This window comes from Microbacterium sp. ZXT2-5 (genome assembly GCF_055329545.1).
In genome coordinates, this window is sequence record NZ_JBUZWD010000001.1 from 1,844,977 (window position 1) to 1,860,079 (window position 15,103).

Sequence of the window (15,103 nt, forward strand, 5' to 3'; positions counted from 1 at the left end):
CGCCGTTTGCTCCGAGCTCGCCCCGTGCGCTGCCGCCCTGCATCACATTTCAAGGAGGAAAGAATGCGCTCACACCTGAAGGTGCGCACACGGCTGCTGCTGACCGGAACCGCCGTCGTCGCCGCCGTCGGCCTGCTCGCCGGCTGCACCGGCACCGGCGCCGACGAGGACGACGTCGTCGACCAGGGCACGTCGTCGGAGGAGAACGCCGAGTCCGGCGACACGGTCGTCATCGGCTTCTCCGGGCCCGCCGCCGACCACGGCTGGCTCGGCGCCATCAACTCCGGCGCCCAGGCGGCCGCCGACAGCTTCGACGACGTCGAGCTCCGCGTCGCCGAGGGCACCAACGACCCGATCGCGCAGATCGCGGCCGTCGAGACCTTCGTCAACGACGGGGTCGACGCGATCGTGCTGCTGCCGACCGACGGCGCGGCTCTCACCGAGGCGGCCATCGCGGCGATGGAGGCAGGCATCCCGGTCATCAACGTCGACCGCGAGTTCTCGAGCCCCTTCGCCGCGCGCACCACGATCCTCGGCGACAACTACGGCATGGGCGTCAGCGCCGGCACGTACATCTGCGAACAGCTCGGCGACAACCCCGACGCGATCGTCGCCGAGATCGCCGGCATCGACTCGCTGCCGCTGACGCAGGACCGGTCCGACGGCTTCGCCGACGCGCTCGGCGACTGCGGTCTCGAGGTCTCGGCCCGAGTGGCCGCGGACTTCACGGTCGCCGGCGGCGAGGCGGCGGCATCCCAGCTGCTCTCGGCCAACCCGCAGATCGACGCCATCTGGAACCACGACGACGACCAGGGGATCGGCGTGCTCGCCGCGATCGAGTCGGCCGGCCGCGACGAGTTCTTCATGATGGGCGGGGCGGGCAGCCGCAGCGCCATGGAGGCGATCGAGGCCGACGACACGGTGCTCAAGGCCACGGTCATCTACCCGTCGACGCAGGCGGCCGACGGCGTCGCGCTCGCGCGCCTCATCGCGCAGAGCAAGACCATGGGCGACCTCATCACGCCGAGCATCCCCAACCGGGTCGTGCTCGACGCGCCCGTCGTCACGAAGGACAACGTCGACCAGTTCATCGACCTGTCGTTCGAATGATCCATCCTCGCGGGCGCCCGTCTTCGACACGGGCGCCCGCGACCTGCTCCCGGAGGGAATTCGCGTTGACCACCGACCACACCGCCGCCACCCGTCCGCTGCGCGTCGCCATGATCGGCTACGGCTTCATGGGCGCCGCGCACTCGCAAGGCTGGCGCGTCGCGCCGCGCTTCTTCGACCTGCCCCTGGCGCCGTCGATGGACGTCGTCGCCGGGCGTGACGCCACCGCCGTGGCGGCCGCGGCCGACAAGTGGGGGTGGCGCGAGAGCGCGACCGACTGGCGCGAGGTCATCAGCCGTGACGACATCGACCTGGTCGACATCGTCACGCCCGGCGACACGCACGCCGAGATCGCGATCGCCGCCCTGGACGCCGGCAAGCACGTGCTCTGCGAGAAGCCGCTGGCCAACACCGTCGCCGAGGCGGAGGCCATGACCGAGGCCGCCGCCCGCGCCGCGGCCCGTGGCATCCGCTCGATGGTCGGCTTCACCTACCGCCGGGTGCCGGCGGCGACGTTCGCGCGCGACCTCGTCGCGGCCGGCCGCATCGGCGATGTCCGCCAGGTGCGCGCCGAGTACCTGCAGGACTGGCTGATGGACGCCGAGGCGCCGCTGACGTGGCGCATGCAGAAGGATCGCGCGGGCTCCGGCGCGCTGGGCGACATCGGCGCCCACGCGGTCGACCTGACCGAGTACATCACCGGGCAGCGCGTCGAGACGGTCTCGGGCATCCTCGAGACGATCGTGACCGAGCGGCCCCTGCTCGGCGAGGGCGTCGGGCTCTCCGGGACGGCCCGGCAGGAGCGCGGGGCGGTGACCGTCGACGACCTCGCGCTGTTCACCGGCCGCCTCTCGTCCGGCGCGCTGGCCTCGTTCGAGGCGACGCGCTTCCGCACCGGGCGCAAGAACGCGTTGCGCATCGAGGTCGCCGGGTCTCTCGGCGCGATCTCGTTCGACCTCGAGAGCATGAACGAGCTCGGCTTCTACGACGCGACGCTTCCCGCGACGGAGCAGGGCTTCCGCCGGATCCTCGTCACCGAGCACGACCACCCCTATCTGGCGCCGTGGTGGCCGACCGGGCACATGCTGGGCTACGAGCACGGCTTCAGCCACCAGGTCGTCGACCTCGTGGCGGCGATCGCCGCCGGCACGCAGCCCGAGCCCTCGTTCGAGGCCGGGCTCCACATCCAGCGCGTCCTCGGCGCGGTCGAGCGCAGCTCGAACGACGGCAGCGTCTGGACGCCGACCGGCAGCTGAGCCGGACCGGTCCCCGTCAGACGGCGGGGACGGATGCTTCGGCCAGCGCGCGCCGGGCGAGGTCCAGGTGCGCGCGGGTCATCGTCGTGGAGTCCTCGTCGAGCCACTCGTGCCCGCCCCACTCGCTGGTCAGCGACCCGGAGAAGCCCGTGCGGCGCAGCGCGCCGTCGATGTCGGCGATCGGGCGTGACACGCGGCCGTCGGTGTCGTCGAGGTCCCAGAACTTCAGGTGCACGCCGGCGGTGAGCGGAAGGAGCGGCTCGAGGTCGGAGACCTCGGAACGGCCGAAGCGCACCAGCAGGTTCATGAAGAGGGTGTGCACGACGGGCGGCACGCGTCCGCCGCGCAACGCGGCGAGCACGGCCTCGTGCGTCTCGGGCGCCCGCCACTCGCGCTCCAGCCGGACCACGAGCTCCTCCTCGACCCCGCCGCGGCGGAGCTCCTCCACGTAGGTGGGCGGCAGTGACGGCATCAGCATGCTGATGTCGATGAGCACGCGGACGCGCGGATCGCCGAGCTCCTCGAGGAGCTCCAGATTCGCCAGGGTCCCGGGTTCGTCCAGGGTCTGCCGGCCTTGGATCTCCTCGAACAGCACGATGTCGAGCTCCTCCAGCACGGGCTGGACGAGGCGCAGCAGCTCGGGTCCCGCCTGCCCGAACGGCACGCGAACACCGCGCGCACCGAGCCGGGCCGCGGCACGCAGCTGCGGCTCGAGGAATCCCCGTCGCTCGGCCTCGCTGCGGCGGCGGGCGGGCAGCGCCCAGTCGTCCAGGCTCGCCCCGACGATCGTCACCGCCCCTCCGGCGGTGGTGAGCCGCTCGCGCAGGCGGTCGACCTCGGCATCGGAGGGCTGCGGGAAGGTGCGCCACACCTGTCCGGCCTCGATCTCCAGGGTCGGGCTGACGCCGTCGGTCACGACCGCGACGGCGACGTCCTCGGCCGTGCGCTCGGCGCGGATGACTTCCGGCGTCCAGTTGAACGCGCTCGCCGACAGCGTCCACCCGGCCGGCAGCGGGGTCGGCCGAGCGGGTGTCGGCGGTGCGGCAGCCGTCGTGGACGGTGACCCGGCGTCGTCGGCCACGGCTTCGACGACGGATGCCGCGACCCCCGCGTCGAGCACGCGCTCCGCCCGGAACGGCAGCGTGAGAGGGCCCGAAGGACCGGCCTGCAGGTACGGGACGGCGAGGACGAACGAGAGGGCGACGGCGTGGGCGCCGGGCGACGGCACGCGGTCGCCCCGCAGTTCCAGGCGGTCCTGGATGAACCACCAGCCGGCTTCGCGGGACAGCTCGGGGAGGGGGACGCTCCGCCCGTCGACCACGGCGTCGACGACGACCGGCTCGCCGTCGATCGACACGTCGAGGTCGGTGACCGCGGCGAGCGGCATCGAGCGGATCCACGGCAGGCTCACCCGGAGGGCGAAGCCGGTGTCCGTCGCGATCAGCGCGTCCTCCAGCAGCATCGGCAACGTCATCGGGCCCGCTTCCTCGTCCGGCACCGGCAGACCCGGCTTGAGGTAGAAACCTACACCCTTATGTCGGTTTCTGGAAGAAGTAAGCTTCGAGGGTCGCGAGTCAGGCCACGGCCTCCAGCGTGCCCGCGATCGCCCCGATCGTGGGGCGGCCGATGCCGAACCACCGCGGGAAGGTGACGTCGAAGAGCTGCTCGCGCACCATCTCGAAGCCGCCGCGGAGCGGCTCGCGCACGTCGTTGACGGATTGCGCGATCGTCAGGTCGCGCGTCGCGAGGGGCAGGGACAGTTCGTAGACCCGCTGCCGCACCTCCGCCAGGAGCAGTTCGCCCGCTCCTGCGACCGCACCGCCGACGACGATGACCGAGGGATTGAACATGTTGACGAGGGCCGCGATCGATTCGCCGACCACCCGCGCGCAGCGCTGGATGAGCCGGATGGCCAGGGCGTCGCCGTCCTCCGCGGCGATCGAGATCCGCTCGGGTGTCAGCTCCGCGCCCTCGCGCACCGCGGAGGCGAGCGCGCCCGTCGCGCCGGCCTCGATCTCGGCGGCGGCGTCGCGCACGAGCGCCCAGCCGCCGGCGACCGCTTCGAGGCAGCCGACCTTGCCGCATCGGCACGCCAGATCGGAGTCGTGCACCCGCACGTGGCCGATGTCGCCCGCGGCGCCGTTCGCGCCGCGGTGGATGCGGCCATGCGAGAGCAGGCCGGCGCCGATGCCCGTGCCGATCTTGCAGTAGATGAGGTCGAGGGTCTCGTCGCCGCGCCTGGCCCGCTCGCCGAAGGTGAGCAGGTTGACGTCGTTGTCGACCCAGACCGGCGCGTCGTAGCGCTGCTCGAAGCGCCGGCGCACGTCGAAGCCGTTCCAGCCAGGCATGATCGGGGGCGCCACCGGTCGCCCGGACTCGAAGTCCACCGGGCCGGGCACGCCGACGGCGATTCCCCACACCGGGAGATCGCCGGTCCGCGAGAGCACCTCGTCGATCATGCTGAGCGCCTTGTCGAGGGTCTCGGCGGGTCCGCGGGCGATGTCCCACGCGGAGTGCGCCTGCTCGATGACGTCGCCGTCCAGGTGGGCCACGCCGACGTGGATGTGCAGCGCGCCGAGGGCGCACACGACGATGCGGCCGGCGTCCCCGCGGAACCGCAGGGTGCGAGGAGCGCGGCCGCCGGACGAGGGGCCGAAGTCGCCGTCGGCGAGGTAGCCCATCTCGATCGCGTGGTCGACCCGCTGCGTCACGACGCCGCGCCCGAGGCCCGTGACGCGGCCGATCTCGGGACGGGTCGCCGCCTCGCCCGTGCGAACCATGTTGACGATCCGCAGCAGGCTCGTCATCTCGTCAGTCTGCGCGCCGAAACGCAAGGTGGACTCCCTGGCCATGGTCGATTCTTGCATAACGACATGCGGTTGAACCCGATTTCCGACCATCTATAGTCAAACGGCTCCGAACTTAGGTAAAGTTCACGCAAAAGTAGGAGGCGACGATGACCCATCGCGTCGGTGTGATCGGGGCCGGCCCCGGCGTCGCCGCACTGCACCTGCCGACGCTGGCGCGCCTGAGCGACCTGTTCGCGGTGACGCACGTCGCCGACGCCGGGAGCGGCCGTGCCGCCGCGCTCGCCGCCCGCACGGGCGCCCGCTCGTCGGCCGGCGCCGAGCAGCTGCTGGCGGACCCGGACATCGACGTGGTCGCGATCTGCAGTCCGCCCGACGAGCACGCCGGTCACATCCTCGCGGCGGTCGCCGCCGGCAAGCGGGCCATCCTGTGCGAGAAGCCCGTGGCCACCAGTGTCGCCGACGCCGAGAAGGCCGTCGACACCTGCCGCGAGGCGGGGGTCGCGCTGGTCGTCGGGACCAACCACTACTACGACCCGGCCTGGGGACGCGCGCGCCACCACCTCTCGGCCTCTGGCGGCCCCGTCGTCTCGATCTCGGTGACCCTCGCCCTCCCGCCGAACGGTCGCTACCACGACGTGGTGACCGAGGTGGCGGCCCCGTTCGCGGCGCGCCCGGCGCCCGATCTCTCACGCCCGGAGGTCGCCGCCGGCGTCGTCCGGGCGCTGGTCACGGGGCTCGCCATCCACGACCTCCCTCTTGTCCGCGATCTCGCGCCACGGTTCGAGCGCGTCGCCTTCGCGCGCGCCCTCGCGCCGATCGGATTCGCCGTGGGCTTCGTCGCGAGCGGCATCCCGGTCCAGTTCACGACCGTCATGCTGCCCGGCGGTGCCGACGCGCTGTGGCGGGTCACCGTCACCACGACCCACGACCGGCTGGACGTGACGTTCCCGCCCGCCTTCGTGCACGCGGGCAGCGCCGGCGTCCGCGTGCTCACCGCGGACGGCCGCGACACGACGTACGACCGCGATCCGGGCGACGGCTACCTCGCCGAATGGCGCGCGCTCGCGGAGCTCATCGACAGCGGCATGCCCGTGGAGTACGACGAGCTCCTCGACGACGTGCGCTACGCCTCGACGCTCGCCGACCAGACCGCCGGCCTCGCGGGGGTGCCGGCGTGACCGTCGCGGTGTCCACGACGCTGCAGCCCTATCGCGTCGCCGCGGCGGAGCTGCCGCAGAGCGTCCGCCTCGCCGGCGACCCGTCCGGCGCGGTGGTCGCGATCGGCGGGGAGCGATGGACGGATGCCGCCGAGCGCGCGATCCGCGCCGGCGCCGCCGCCGTCGTGGTGAGGCGCCCGGGGGCGGCGCCCCTCGACGACCTCGCGCGGCTCGCTGAGCTCGCGACCCCGATCGTGCTCGATCGCCCGCTGCTCCGGGCCGATGCCGTCGTGGCCGCCCGCGCGGCGCTGGACGGCGCCGGTCCGTTCGCGACGGCGACCGTGGAGTGCCACGCACCGTCCCGCGCGCTGCGCGACGCGCTCCGTGACGCGGTGGGCTGGACGCGGGTCCTGCTCGGCGCCGACCCCCGGGTGTCGTCCTCGTGCTTCGACGGCTCGGCGTCGGGCGGCCGCGGGCTCGCCCTGCTCGAGGCGCCCGGCGGCGTCCCGGCGTCCGTCATCGCAGCCGCGACGCCCGGCGCCCCTCCGCTCGGACGCGTGCGCGCCATGCGCCTCGGTGAGACGCTCGTCGAGTTCGACGGCGACGAGCACCAGCAGCGGATCGAGGTCGCCGATGCCGCCGGCCGACGAGTCCTCCCGCGGCTGTTCGAGTCGCCCGAGCGGGTGGCGCTGCGCCGCGCCGTCGCGGCGGTCCTGGCCGGCCAGGCGACGCGCGACGTGGCGGAGTTCGCGCACGACGACGGGCTGGCGGCGGTGCTCGGCGACGCCATGACTGCATAAACGGCGTCGATCCGAGGGATAGCCGATATGGCATTCCCGGATATGCCCGACTCCGACGAAAGTGGGATGCGGGATCACCCGCCAGCTCTTCCGAAAGGGTCGATGATGATCAAGCTCCTGTCCCACCTCTCCTATGTGGAGATCACGTCGCCGGATGTCGAGGCATCCGTCGACTTCTACGTCAACCAGGTCGGCCTGACCGTCGTCGACCGCGTCGACGGCGCCGTCTACCTCCGCTGCTGGGGCGACTACTACGCCTACAGCGTGGTCGTCGTGCCGGGCGACGAGCCCTCGCTCGTGACCGCCGCGTGGCGCACCTCCAGCGAGGAGGCGCTCGAGGAGGCCGCCAAGCGCGTCGAGGCCGCCGGTGTCCAGGGCGAGTGGGTCGACGTGCACAAGATCGGCCGCGCCTACCGCTTCACCGGCCCGTGGGGCCACACCCTCACGCTGCACTGGGACGTCACCCGCCACCACGACACCGAGGGCGACGCCGCGTCGATCTACCCCGACCGCCCGTCGCGTCGCAGCAAGGTCGCGGGCGCCCCGCGTCAGCTCGACCACGTCACGATCGCCACGAGCGACGTGGACGGCTTCGTCCAGTGGTACGTCGACGTGCTCGGCTTCCGCTTCATGGCGCGCACGGTGCTCGACGAGGCGCCCATCTCGGTCTTCTCGGTCCTCACCACGAACGAGAAGTCGCACGACCTCGGCGTCGTCCTCGACGGCTCCAGCCGCGCCGGCCGCGTGAACCACTACGCCTTCTGGGTCGACACGCGCGAGGAGCTGCTCATCGCGGCGGACGTCCTCGGCGAGAACGGCTACCCGATCGAGTACGGCCCGTCGATCCACGGCATCGGCGAGCAGAACTTCCTCTACTACCGCGAGCCGTCGTCGCTGCGCATCGAGCTCAACACCGGCGGGTACCGCAACTACGTGCCGGACTGGGAGGCGAACACCTGGAAGCCGTCCCAGGGGTCGAACAACTTCTACCGCAACAGCGTCATGCCGATGTCGATGACGGAGTCCTTCCCGCCCGCCGACGGACCGTCGGCGACCGAGGAGGGCGTGCCGGACGAGATCAAGGCGGCGCTCTTCAACCCCTACGCCAAGCACGGCCAGGGCTGACAGGCTCGGGGGTGGGGGTGCCGACGGCGCCCCCGCCCTCGCACCACGTTCCGAACCACGGACATGGAGACACGATGACGACGACGTCGACAGCAGGACTCACCGCCCCCTTCGCCCTCGCGCGCTACCGCGACGGCGATTCCGTGCGTCTGGGCCTCGTCGCCGGCGACCGCATCCGCGCGGTCTCGGCCGACGAGCTCGGCGCCGCCGACCTCAACGCCTTCCTCGCACAGCCCGACTGGGACCGCCTGCGCCTGCTCGCCGACGCGGAGAGCGAGGGATGGATGCCGCTGACAGACGTCGTGCTCACGGCTCCGGTCGAGCCGCGGCAGGTGCTGCAGGCGGGCGCCAACTACCGCACGCACGTCGTGCAGCTGATCATGGCCGGTCTCACCAAGGGTGGCGAGGCGCGGCTGTCGCCGGACGAGGTGCGGGCCAAGGCGGAGAGCATCATGGACGCCCGTGCCGCGAGCGGGCGCCCTTTCATCTTCCTGGGACTGCCCCAGTGCGTCGTCGGCGACGACGTGCCGCTCGTGCTGCCGGACTACAGCGAGACCCATGACTGGGAGCTCGAGCTGGCCGTCGTGATCGGCCGCGAGGCCTTCCGCGTCGACCCCGAGCACGCACTGGACCATGTCGCCGGCTACACCATCGTCAACGACATCACGACCCGTGATCGCGTCTTCCCGCCCGATGTGGGCGACATCGGCGCCGACTGGTACCGCTCCAAGAACGCTCCGGGTTTCCTCCCCGCCGGGCCCTTCCTCGTGCCGTCGACCTTCGTCGACCCGAGCGACCTGTCGGTGAAGCTGGAGCTCAACGGCGATGTGATGCAGGATGCCACGACCGCCGAGCTGGTCTTCGATGTCAAGACGCTCGTCGCCGCCGCATCCCAGACCCTTCCGCTCCTGCCGGGCGACCTCCTGCTTACGGGAAGCCCCGCAGGCAACGGCCAGCACTGGAAGCGGTTCCTGCGGGACGGCGACGTCATGACGGGCTCCATCGCGGGCCTCGGCACGCAGGTCGTCCGCTGCCTCGCGGAGGGGCCGGCGGCATGACCGGTCCGAGCGAGAACCCCGCAGACCTCGACCGGCAGGACCCCGAGGGCGAGATCGCCGCGCGCGCCGAGGCGTTCCGCAACTGGGGCCGCTGGGGCCAGGACGACGTGCTGGGCACCCTGAACTTCATCGACGAGGCCAAGCGGACAGAGGCCGCCGCGCTCGTGCGCAGCGGCGAGGCGATCTCGCTGGCCCAGGCGTTCGACACCAACGGCCCGCAGAAGGGCTGGCGCCGGCGCACCAACCCGGTGCACACCATGACGGACACCGGCACGGACGCCGAGCGTGGCAACCAGGGATTCCCGCACGGCATCGGTGGCGCGGACGACGTCATCGCTATGCCGCTGCAGTGCTCGACGCAGTGGGACGGGCTCGGGCACATCTTCGACCACGGCAACGCGTGGAACGGCCGGCGGGCGGGCGACGTCGTCACCAGCGACGGCGACCTCGTCACGGGCATCGAGCACGCGGCATCCGTCATCGTGTCCCGTGGCGTGCTGCTCGACGTCGGCCGCCACCTCTCGCCCGCGACCGGCGAGCTCGCCGACGGGTACGCCATCACCGTCGCCGACCTCGAGGCGACCATCGCGGCGCAGGGGGAGTCGAGCCGGGTCGGCCGCGGGGACATCGTGCTCGTGCGCACCGGCCAGTACGCGCGCACACGCCGCGACGGGTGGGGCGACTACGCCGGCGGACCGGCGCCGGGCCTCTCGCTCACCACGGCCGGGTGGCTGCACCGCACCGAGATCGCGGCGATCGCCACCGACACCTGGGGGTTCGAGGTGCGCCCGAACGAGTTCGACGCACCCGCCTTCCAGCCGCTGCACCAGGTGGTGATCCCCAACATGGGGCTGACCATCGGAGAGATGTGGAACCTCGACGCCCTCGCCGACGCCTGTGCGCGCGGCGGGCGCTACGACTTCCTGCTCTCGGCGGCGCCGCTGCCCATCACCGGGGCCGTCGGGTCTCCGATCAACCCGATCGCCATCCTCTAGCCACTTCATCCGCACCATCCAGAACAGGGAGGTTCTGACATGACCGCAGTCCGCAAGGTCGCCATCGCCGGAAGCGGCGTCGCGGGACTCGCCGCCGCCATCCAGCTCGCGAAGGCCGGCGTCGACGTCGACGTCTTCGAGGCCAAGCCCGAGCTCACCGCGCTCGGCTCGGGCATCTCGCTGCAGGGCAACGCGCTGCGGGTGTTCGACGCCCTCGGCGCGTGGGACGACATCAACGCCGCCGGCTTCGCCTTCGAGGGGCTCAACCTGCGCGCCCCCGGTCCCGGCGCCCCGGTCGTCGCGGCGCTGCCGGACCTCAAGACCGGCGGACCCGACTACCCGTCGAGCATGGGGATACCGCGGGCAGACCTGGCGCGGATCCTGTCCGAGCACGCGCAGAGGGCCGGCGCACGCCTGCACTTCGGTGCGGACATCAGCGGTCTCGACGCGCGCGCGGACGGCGCCGTCGAGGTGTTCGTCGCCGGCGAGTCGGTCGGAGAGTTCGACCTGCTCATCGGTGCAGACGGGCTGAACTCGAAGGTGCGCGGACTCATCGGCATCGAGACCAAGCCCGAGCCGACGGGCATGGGGATCTGGCGGGCCTTCGTCTCGCGTCCGGCGGAGGTGGAGAGCACGGAGCTCTACTACGGCGGACCGATGTACATCGCCGGCTACACGCCCACGGGCGACGACAGCATGTACGCGTTCCTGGTCGAGAAGGCCCAGGACCGCTTCGGCCTCTCCGACGAGGAGGCCAGCCGCATCATGCTCGAGGAGTCCCGCGCCTACGACGGGCCCTGGAACGCGATCCGCGCCGACCTCGAGAACGGTGCGCACGCGAACTACACCTGGTTCACCCAGCACATCGTCGAGGAGCCGTGGAACCGCGGCCGCGTCGTCATCATCGGCGACGCCGCGCACTCGTGCCCCCCGACGATCGCGCAGGGCGCCGCCCAGGGCCTGGAGGACGCGCTCGTCCTGACCGAGCTGCTGGTGCAGCGCGACGCCGTCGACCAGCAGCTGTGGGACGAGTTCCACGCGCGACGCCTGCCGCGGGCGAAGGCCGTGGTCGAGGCATCCGTGCAACTCGGCCAATGGCAGCTCGACGGCGTCCGCGACGCCGACGCCGGTGGTCTCATGTTCGGCATCGCACAGATGACGGCGCAGCCGGCATGACCACCGACGTCCACGCGCACCTCCTCCTGCCCGCCCTGCACGACGAGGTGGTGCGCCGTGCGCCCGAGCTCGTCGCCGAGGCGGCGGAGCTGGAGCGGCGCCGCAACGGCGTCGAGAGCCTCCAGGCCTCCGGCGCCATGGTCGGGGCACGCATCCCGAAGCTCACCGACGTCGGCGCCCGGCTCGCGGCGATGGACGCGCAGGGCGTCGACCGGCAGTGGGTGAGCGTCTCGCCCAACCACTTCTATCCGTGGGCGCCCGAGGGCCTCGCGGTGTGGGTGGCGGGGGAGACCAACCGGCTCATCGCCGAGCACGTCTCCCGTGCGCCCGACCGCCTCACCGGGTTGGGCGTGGTGCCGCTGCAGCACCCGGAGCGGATCGTGGAGTACCTCGACGACGCCGTGCTCGGCCGGGGCCTCGCGGGCGTGGAGATCTCGTCGTTCGCCGGCGACGTCGAGCTGTCGGACGAGCGTCTCGAGCCGTTCTGGGCGCGCGCTGCCGAGCTCGGCTGCGTCGTGTTCCTGCACCCGTTCGGCTGCAGCCTCGACGAGCGGCTGGACCGGTTCTACCTGTCCAACACCGTGGGGCAGCCGACCGAGAACGCGGTCGCGCTGTCGCACCTCATCTTCGCGGGGGTGCTGGATCGTCACCCGGACCTGAAGATCGTGGCCGCACACGGCGGGGGATACCTTCCGTTCGCGATCGGTCGCTCCGACCGCGCGTGGCACGTCCGCCCCGAGGCGCGCCGCTGCGCGCACGCGCCCTCGAGCTACCTCAAGAAGCTGTGGTTCGACACCGTCGTGCACGACCCGGTCGCGCTGCGGCACCTGGTCGAGGTGGCGGGCGGCTCGCGGGTGCTGCTGGGCAGCGACTTCCCGTTCGACATGGGCCTGGACGACCCGGTGTCGTTCGTGCGCGGCGCGGACCTGCCACCGGAGCTGACCGAGCGCATCCTGTCGGGCAACGCCGAGGCGCTCCTCCAGACGCGGGTGCGCGCATGAGGATCGCGCGCTGGGAGTCCGGCGGCGCCGTCGGCGAGGGGTTCGTCGTCGGCGACCGCGTCATGCCGTTCCCCGACGGCGAGACCGTCGCGGGGATCCTGGCGGGAGGGCTGGATGCCGCGCGCGCCGCGTTCGCGCGGATCGACCGGTCCGGCGGCACGGCGCTGGCCGACGTGCGCCTGCTGGCGCCGCTGGTCCCGGCATCCGTCCGCGACTTCGTGGCGTTCGAGGAGCACGTCGAGGGCGTGAGCGCCGGCGTGGAGGGCAAGAGCTTCGTCGCGCCGGAGTGGTACGAGGCTCCGACGTTCTACTTCACCAACCCGCACACGATCCTCGGCCCCGGCGACACGCTCCGGCCGCCCGTCACCGAGCGGCTCGACTTCGAGCTGGAGCTCGCCGTCGTCGTGGGGGGAGAGCCCGGTGCGAACCTCGACCCGGAGGCCGCGGCATCCCGCATCTTCGGCTACACGATCATGAACGACTGGTCGGCGCGCGACCTGCAGGGCCGTGAGATGAAGGTGCGGCTCGGGCCGGCCAAGGGCAAGGACTTCGGCACGAGCCTCGGCCCGTGGATCGTCACGGCCGACGAGCTGGAGCAGTACCTCGACGCCGACGGGTTCCTTGCGGTGCGCGCCGAGGTGCGCGTCAACGGCGAGCTGATCGGCGAGGACCTCGTCTCGAACATGGGCTGGCCCTTCCCCGAGCTGGTCGCCTACGCATCGCGCAACTCCCGCGTCGTGGCGGGCGACGTGCTCGGCAGCGGCACGGTCGGCAACGGCGGATGCCTCGGCGAGCTGTGGGGCCGCAACGGCGGCCTCGTCCCCCCGCCGCTCGGTGAGGGCGACGAGGTGCGCATGACGGTGGAGGGGATCGGCGAGCTCGTCGGTCTCGTGGGGGAGGCCGTCCCCGCCCCCGAGCCGGCTGCAGCGCGCCCGCGCCCGCGTGTGCGGCACCGCGGCTGACAAGGCAAGCACTTATGTTGATTTCTCGCTAAAGAATGGCTAGAATCGACGGTGACGTCGGGGCCGCTGCCGGCCCGTCCCCTGCCGCGAAGGCGCGCAGGGGCACATCCCGTCGCGTCGATCGCCCGGTCGTACGGGCCACAACGCGTATGAGCATGTCACCCTGGCGGATCCGCCTCCTGATCGTCTCGCTGCTGACGGTCGCGATCCTCGGAGCGCTCGACCACACCATCGTCGCGACGTCCCTCGCGACCGTCGCCGGTGACCTCGGCGCCCTCGCCCAGATGGGCTGGATCGTCGTCGGCTACACCCTCGCCAGCACCGTGCTGCTGCCGATCCTCGGCAAGCTGGGCGACGCGGCAGGCCCGCGGGGCGTGTTCCTCGTGTCGCTCGTGCTCTTCCTCGTCGCATCGCTGGCGTGCGGCTTCGCGCAGGACATGCCCCAGCTGATCGCCGCGCGCGTGGTGCAGGGCATGAGCTCGGCGGGGCTGCACCTCATGTCGCAGACGATCGTCGCCCGGGTCACCACGCCGCGCGAGCGACCCCGGTACCTGGCGATCATCGGCGCCGCCTTCCCCGTCGCGATCCTCGTCGGCCCCGTGCTCGGCGGCCTGATCACCGACTACTGGGGCTGGCCCTGGGTGTTCTGGATCAACATCCCGTTCGGGGTCGCGGCGCTCCTCCTCGCGCTCATCGCCGTCCCGCGCCTCCCCGGGTTCGGTCGGCGGCGCTTCGACATCGCCGGCGCGCTCTCGTTCGCGGTCGCCATGGTCGCACTCGTTCTCGCCGTCACCTGGGTCGGCGATCCCGCGCGGGCCGCGGCATCCGTCGTCTCGTTCGTCATCGCCGCCATGGCCTTCGCGGCGTTCTTCCTCATCGAGCTGCGCGCCCCCGAGCCGCTCGTGCCGCTGCGGCTCTTCGCCGACCGGACCATCGCGGCCGGGACGGCGCTGTCGGCCATCATCGGCATCGGACTGTTCTCGATCACGGCGTACCTGCCGACCTACTTCCAGATGGCCTACCGCACCAGCGCGACCGTGTCGGGCCTCGTCCCCATCGCGACGGTGTTCGGGATGCTGGTGTCCAACCTCGCGACCGGATGGCTGGTGAGCCGCACGGGCCACTACCGCGTCTACTGCATCGTGGGCACCGCGCTCGGCGCAGCGGGACTCTTCGTGATGGCGCTGCTGCCGGTGGGGCTGCCGCTGTGGGTGCCGATGGTCGTCATGGCCGTCGTCGGGATCGGCACCGGGGCGTTCATGAGCCTCGTCATCGCCGTCGTGCAGAGCGCCGCGCCGCGCCGCGACACCGGCAGCATGACCGCTGCCGTCAACCTCGTGCGGCAGATCGGGTCGACCGTCGCGACGGCGATCGTCGGCGGTGTCATCGGGCTCGGCGTCGCGGCGCTCCTGCCGTCGTCCCTCGACGCCGCGACGCTGACGCCCCAGTTCGTGCACGAGGCATCCGTCGCCGTCCAGACGGAGGTCGCCGCCATCTACAGCAGCGTCTTCGCCCCGGTCTTCGCGGCGCTCGCCGCCACCTACGCCGTGGGCGTCGTCGCCGCCGTCCTGCTTCCCGCCGGGCGGCTCTCGGACGAGTCCGAGCACGCCCCCGCCCCCAGCTCCGAACCGCTCACCGCGTGACCAGAAGAGG

13 protein-coding genes are annotated in these 15,103 nt (G+C 72.2%); 11 read left to right on the top strand and 2 right to left on the bottom strand.

Going from position 1 to position 15,103, the window contains the following annotated elements:
- Positions 1-63 precede the first annotated feature (63 nt).
- Positions 64-1,110 carry a substrate-binding domain-containing protein gene (locus ACZBH1_RS08080; protein ID WP_378878714.1) on the top strand — a complete coding sequence of 349 codons (1,047 nt, stop codon included), beginning with the start codon at positions 64-66 and terminating at the stop codon, positions 1,108-1,110.
- Positions 1,111-1,220: 110 nt separating this feature from the next.
- Positions 1,221-2,366 (top strand): Gfo/Idh/MocA family protein, encoded by a 1,146-nt coding sequence (locus ACZBH1_RS08085; protein ID WP_463646667.1) that lies wholly within the window; start codon positions 1,221-1,223, stop codon positions 2,364-2,366.
- Between the two features lie 16 nt (positions 2,367-2,382).
- On the opposite strand, the gene ACZBH1_RS08090 is transcribed toward ACZBH1_RS08085, so the two are convergent.
- Together ACZBH1_RS08090 and ACZBH1_RS08095 are read right to left on the bottom strand one after the other, a co-directional pair.
- Positions 2,383-3,840: a hypothetical protein gene (locus tag ACZBH1_RS08090; protein ID WP_463646075.1), complete on the bottom strand. Its 1,458-nt coding sequence runs from the start codon at positions 3,838-3,840 to the stop codon at positions 2,383-2,385.
- A 100-nt stretch (positions 3,841-3,940) separates the two neighbouring features.
- Positions 3,941-5,218, bottom strand: a complete 1,278-nt coding sequence (locus ACZBH1_RS08095; RefSeq protein ID WP_463646076.1) for an ROK family protein — start codon at positions 5,216-5,218, stop codon at positions 3,941-3,943.
- Positions 5,219-5,322: 104 nt separating this feature from the next.
- Between ACZBH1_RS08095 and ACZBH1_RS08100 the strand changes: the two genes are divergently transcribed.
- The 9 genes from ACZBH1_RS08100 (at position 5,323) to ACZBH1_RS08140 (ending at position 15,093) form a co-directional block, all read left to right on the top strand.
- Entirely contained in the window at positions 5,323-6,354 is a 1,032-nt protein-coding gene (locus tag ACZBH1_RS08100; RefSeq protein ID WP_463646077.1) for a Gfo/Idh/MocA family protein, read from the top strand.
- Positions 6,351-7,133, top strand: coding sequence for a hypothetical protein (locus ACZBH1_RS08105; RefSeq protein WP_463646078.1), 783 nt, complete (start codon positions 6,351-6,353; stop codon positions 7,131-7,133). Before ACZBH1_RS08100 ends, ACZBH1_RS08105 begins: the two co-directional genes overlap by 4 nt.
- 105 nt (positions 7,134-7,238) lie before the next feature.
- The gene (locus ACZBH1_RS08110) at positions 7,239-8,258 is read left to right on the top strand and encodes a VOC family protein (protein WP_378878704.1); all 1,020 of its coding nucleotides are present in this window, start codon (positions 7,239-7,241) and stop codon (positions 8,256-8,258) included.
- A 74-nt stretch (positions 8,259-8,332) separates the two neighbouring features.
- The gene (locus tag ACZBH1_RS08115; RefSeq protein ID WP_336394327.1) at positions 8,333-9,316 is read left to right on the top strand and encodes a fumarylacetoacetate hydrolase family protein; all 984 of its coding nucleotides are present in this window, start codon (positions 8,333-8,335) and stop codon (positions 9,314-9,316) included.
- Positions 9,313-10,311: a cyclase family protein gene (locus ACZBH1_RS08120; RefSeq protein WP_452323589.1), complete on the top strand. Its 999-nt coding sequence runs from the start codon at positions 9,313-9,315 to the stop codon at positions 10,309-10,311. The genes ACZBH1_RS08115 and ACZBH1_RS08120 overlap by 4 nt, the downstream gene beginning before the upstream one ends.
- Before the next feature lie 39 nt (positions 10,312-10,350).
- Positions 10,351-11,487, top strand: a complete 1,137-nt coding sequence (locus ACZBH1_RS08125; protein ID WP_336394329.1) for an FAD-dependent monooxygenase — start codon at positions 10,351-10,353, stop codon at positions 11,485-11,487.
- Positions 11,484-12,488: an amidohydrolase family protein gene (locus ACZBH1_RS08130; protein ID WP_463646079.1), complete on the top strand. Its 1,005-nt coding sequence runs from the start codon at positions 11,484-11,486 to the stop codon at positions 12,486-12,488. The genes ACZBH1_RS08125 and ACZBH1_RS08130 overlap by 4 nt, the downstream gene beginning before the upstream one ends.
- The gene (locus ACZBH1_RS08135) at positions 12,485-13,450 is read left to right on the top strand and encodes a fumarylacetoacetate hydrolase family protein (RefSeq protein ID WP_463646080.1); all 966 of its coding nucleotides are present in this window, start codon (positions 12,485-12,487) and stop codon (positions 13,448-13,450) included. Before ACZBH1_RS08130 ends, ACZBH1_RS08135 begins: the two co-directional genes overlap by 4 nt.
- Positions 13,451-13,599: 149 nt before the next feature.
- The gene (locus ACZBH1_RS08140) at positions 13,600-15,093 is read left to right on the top strand and encodes an MFS transporter (protein WP_463646081.1); all 1,494 of its coding nucleotides are present in this window, start codon (positions 13,600-13,602) and stop codon (positions 15,091-15,093) included.
- Positions 15,094-15,103 lie beyond the last annotated feature (10 nt).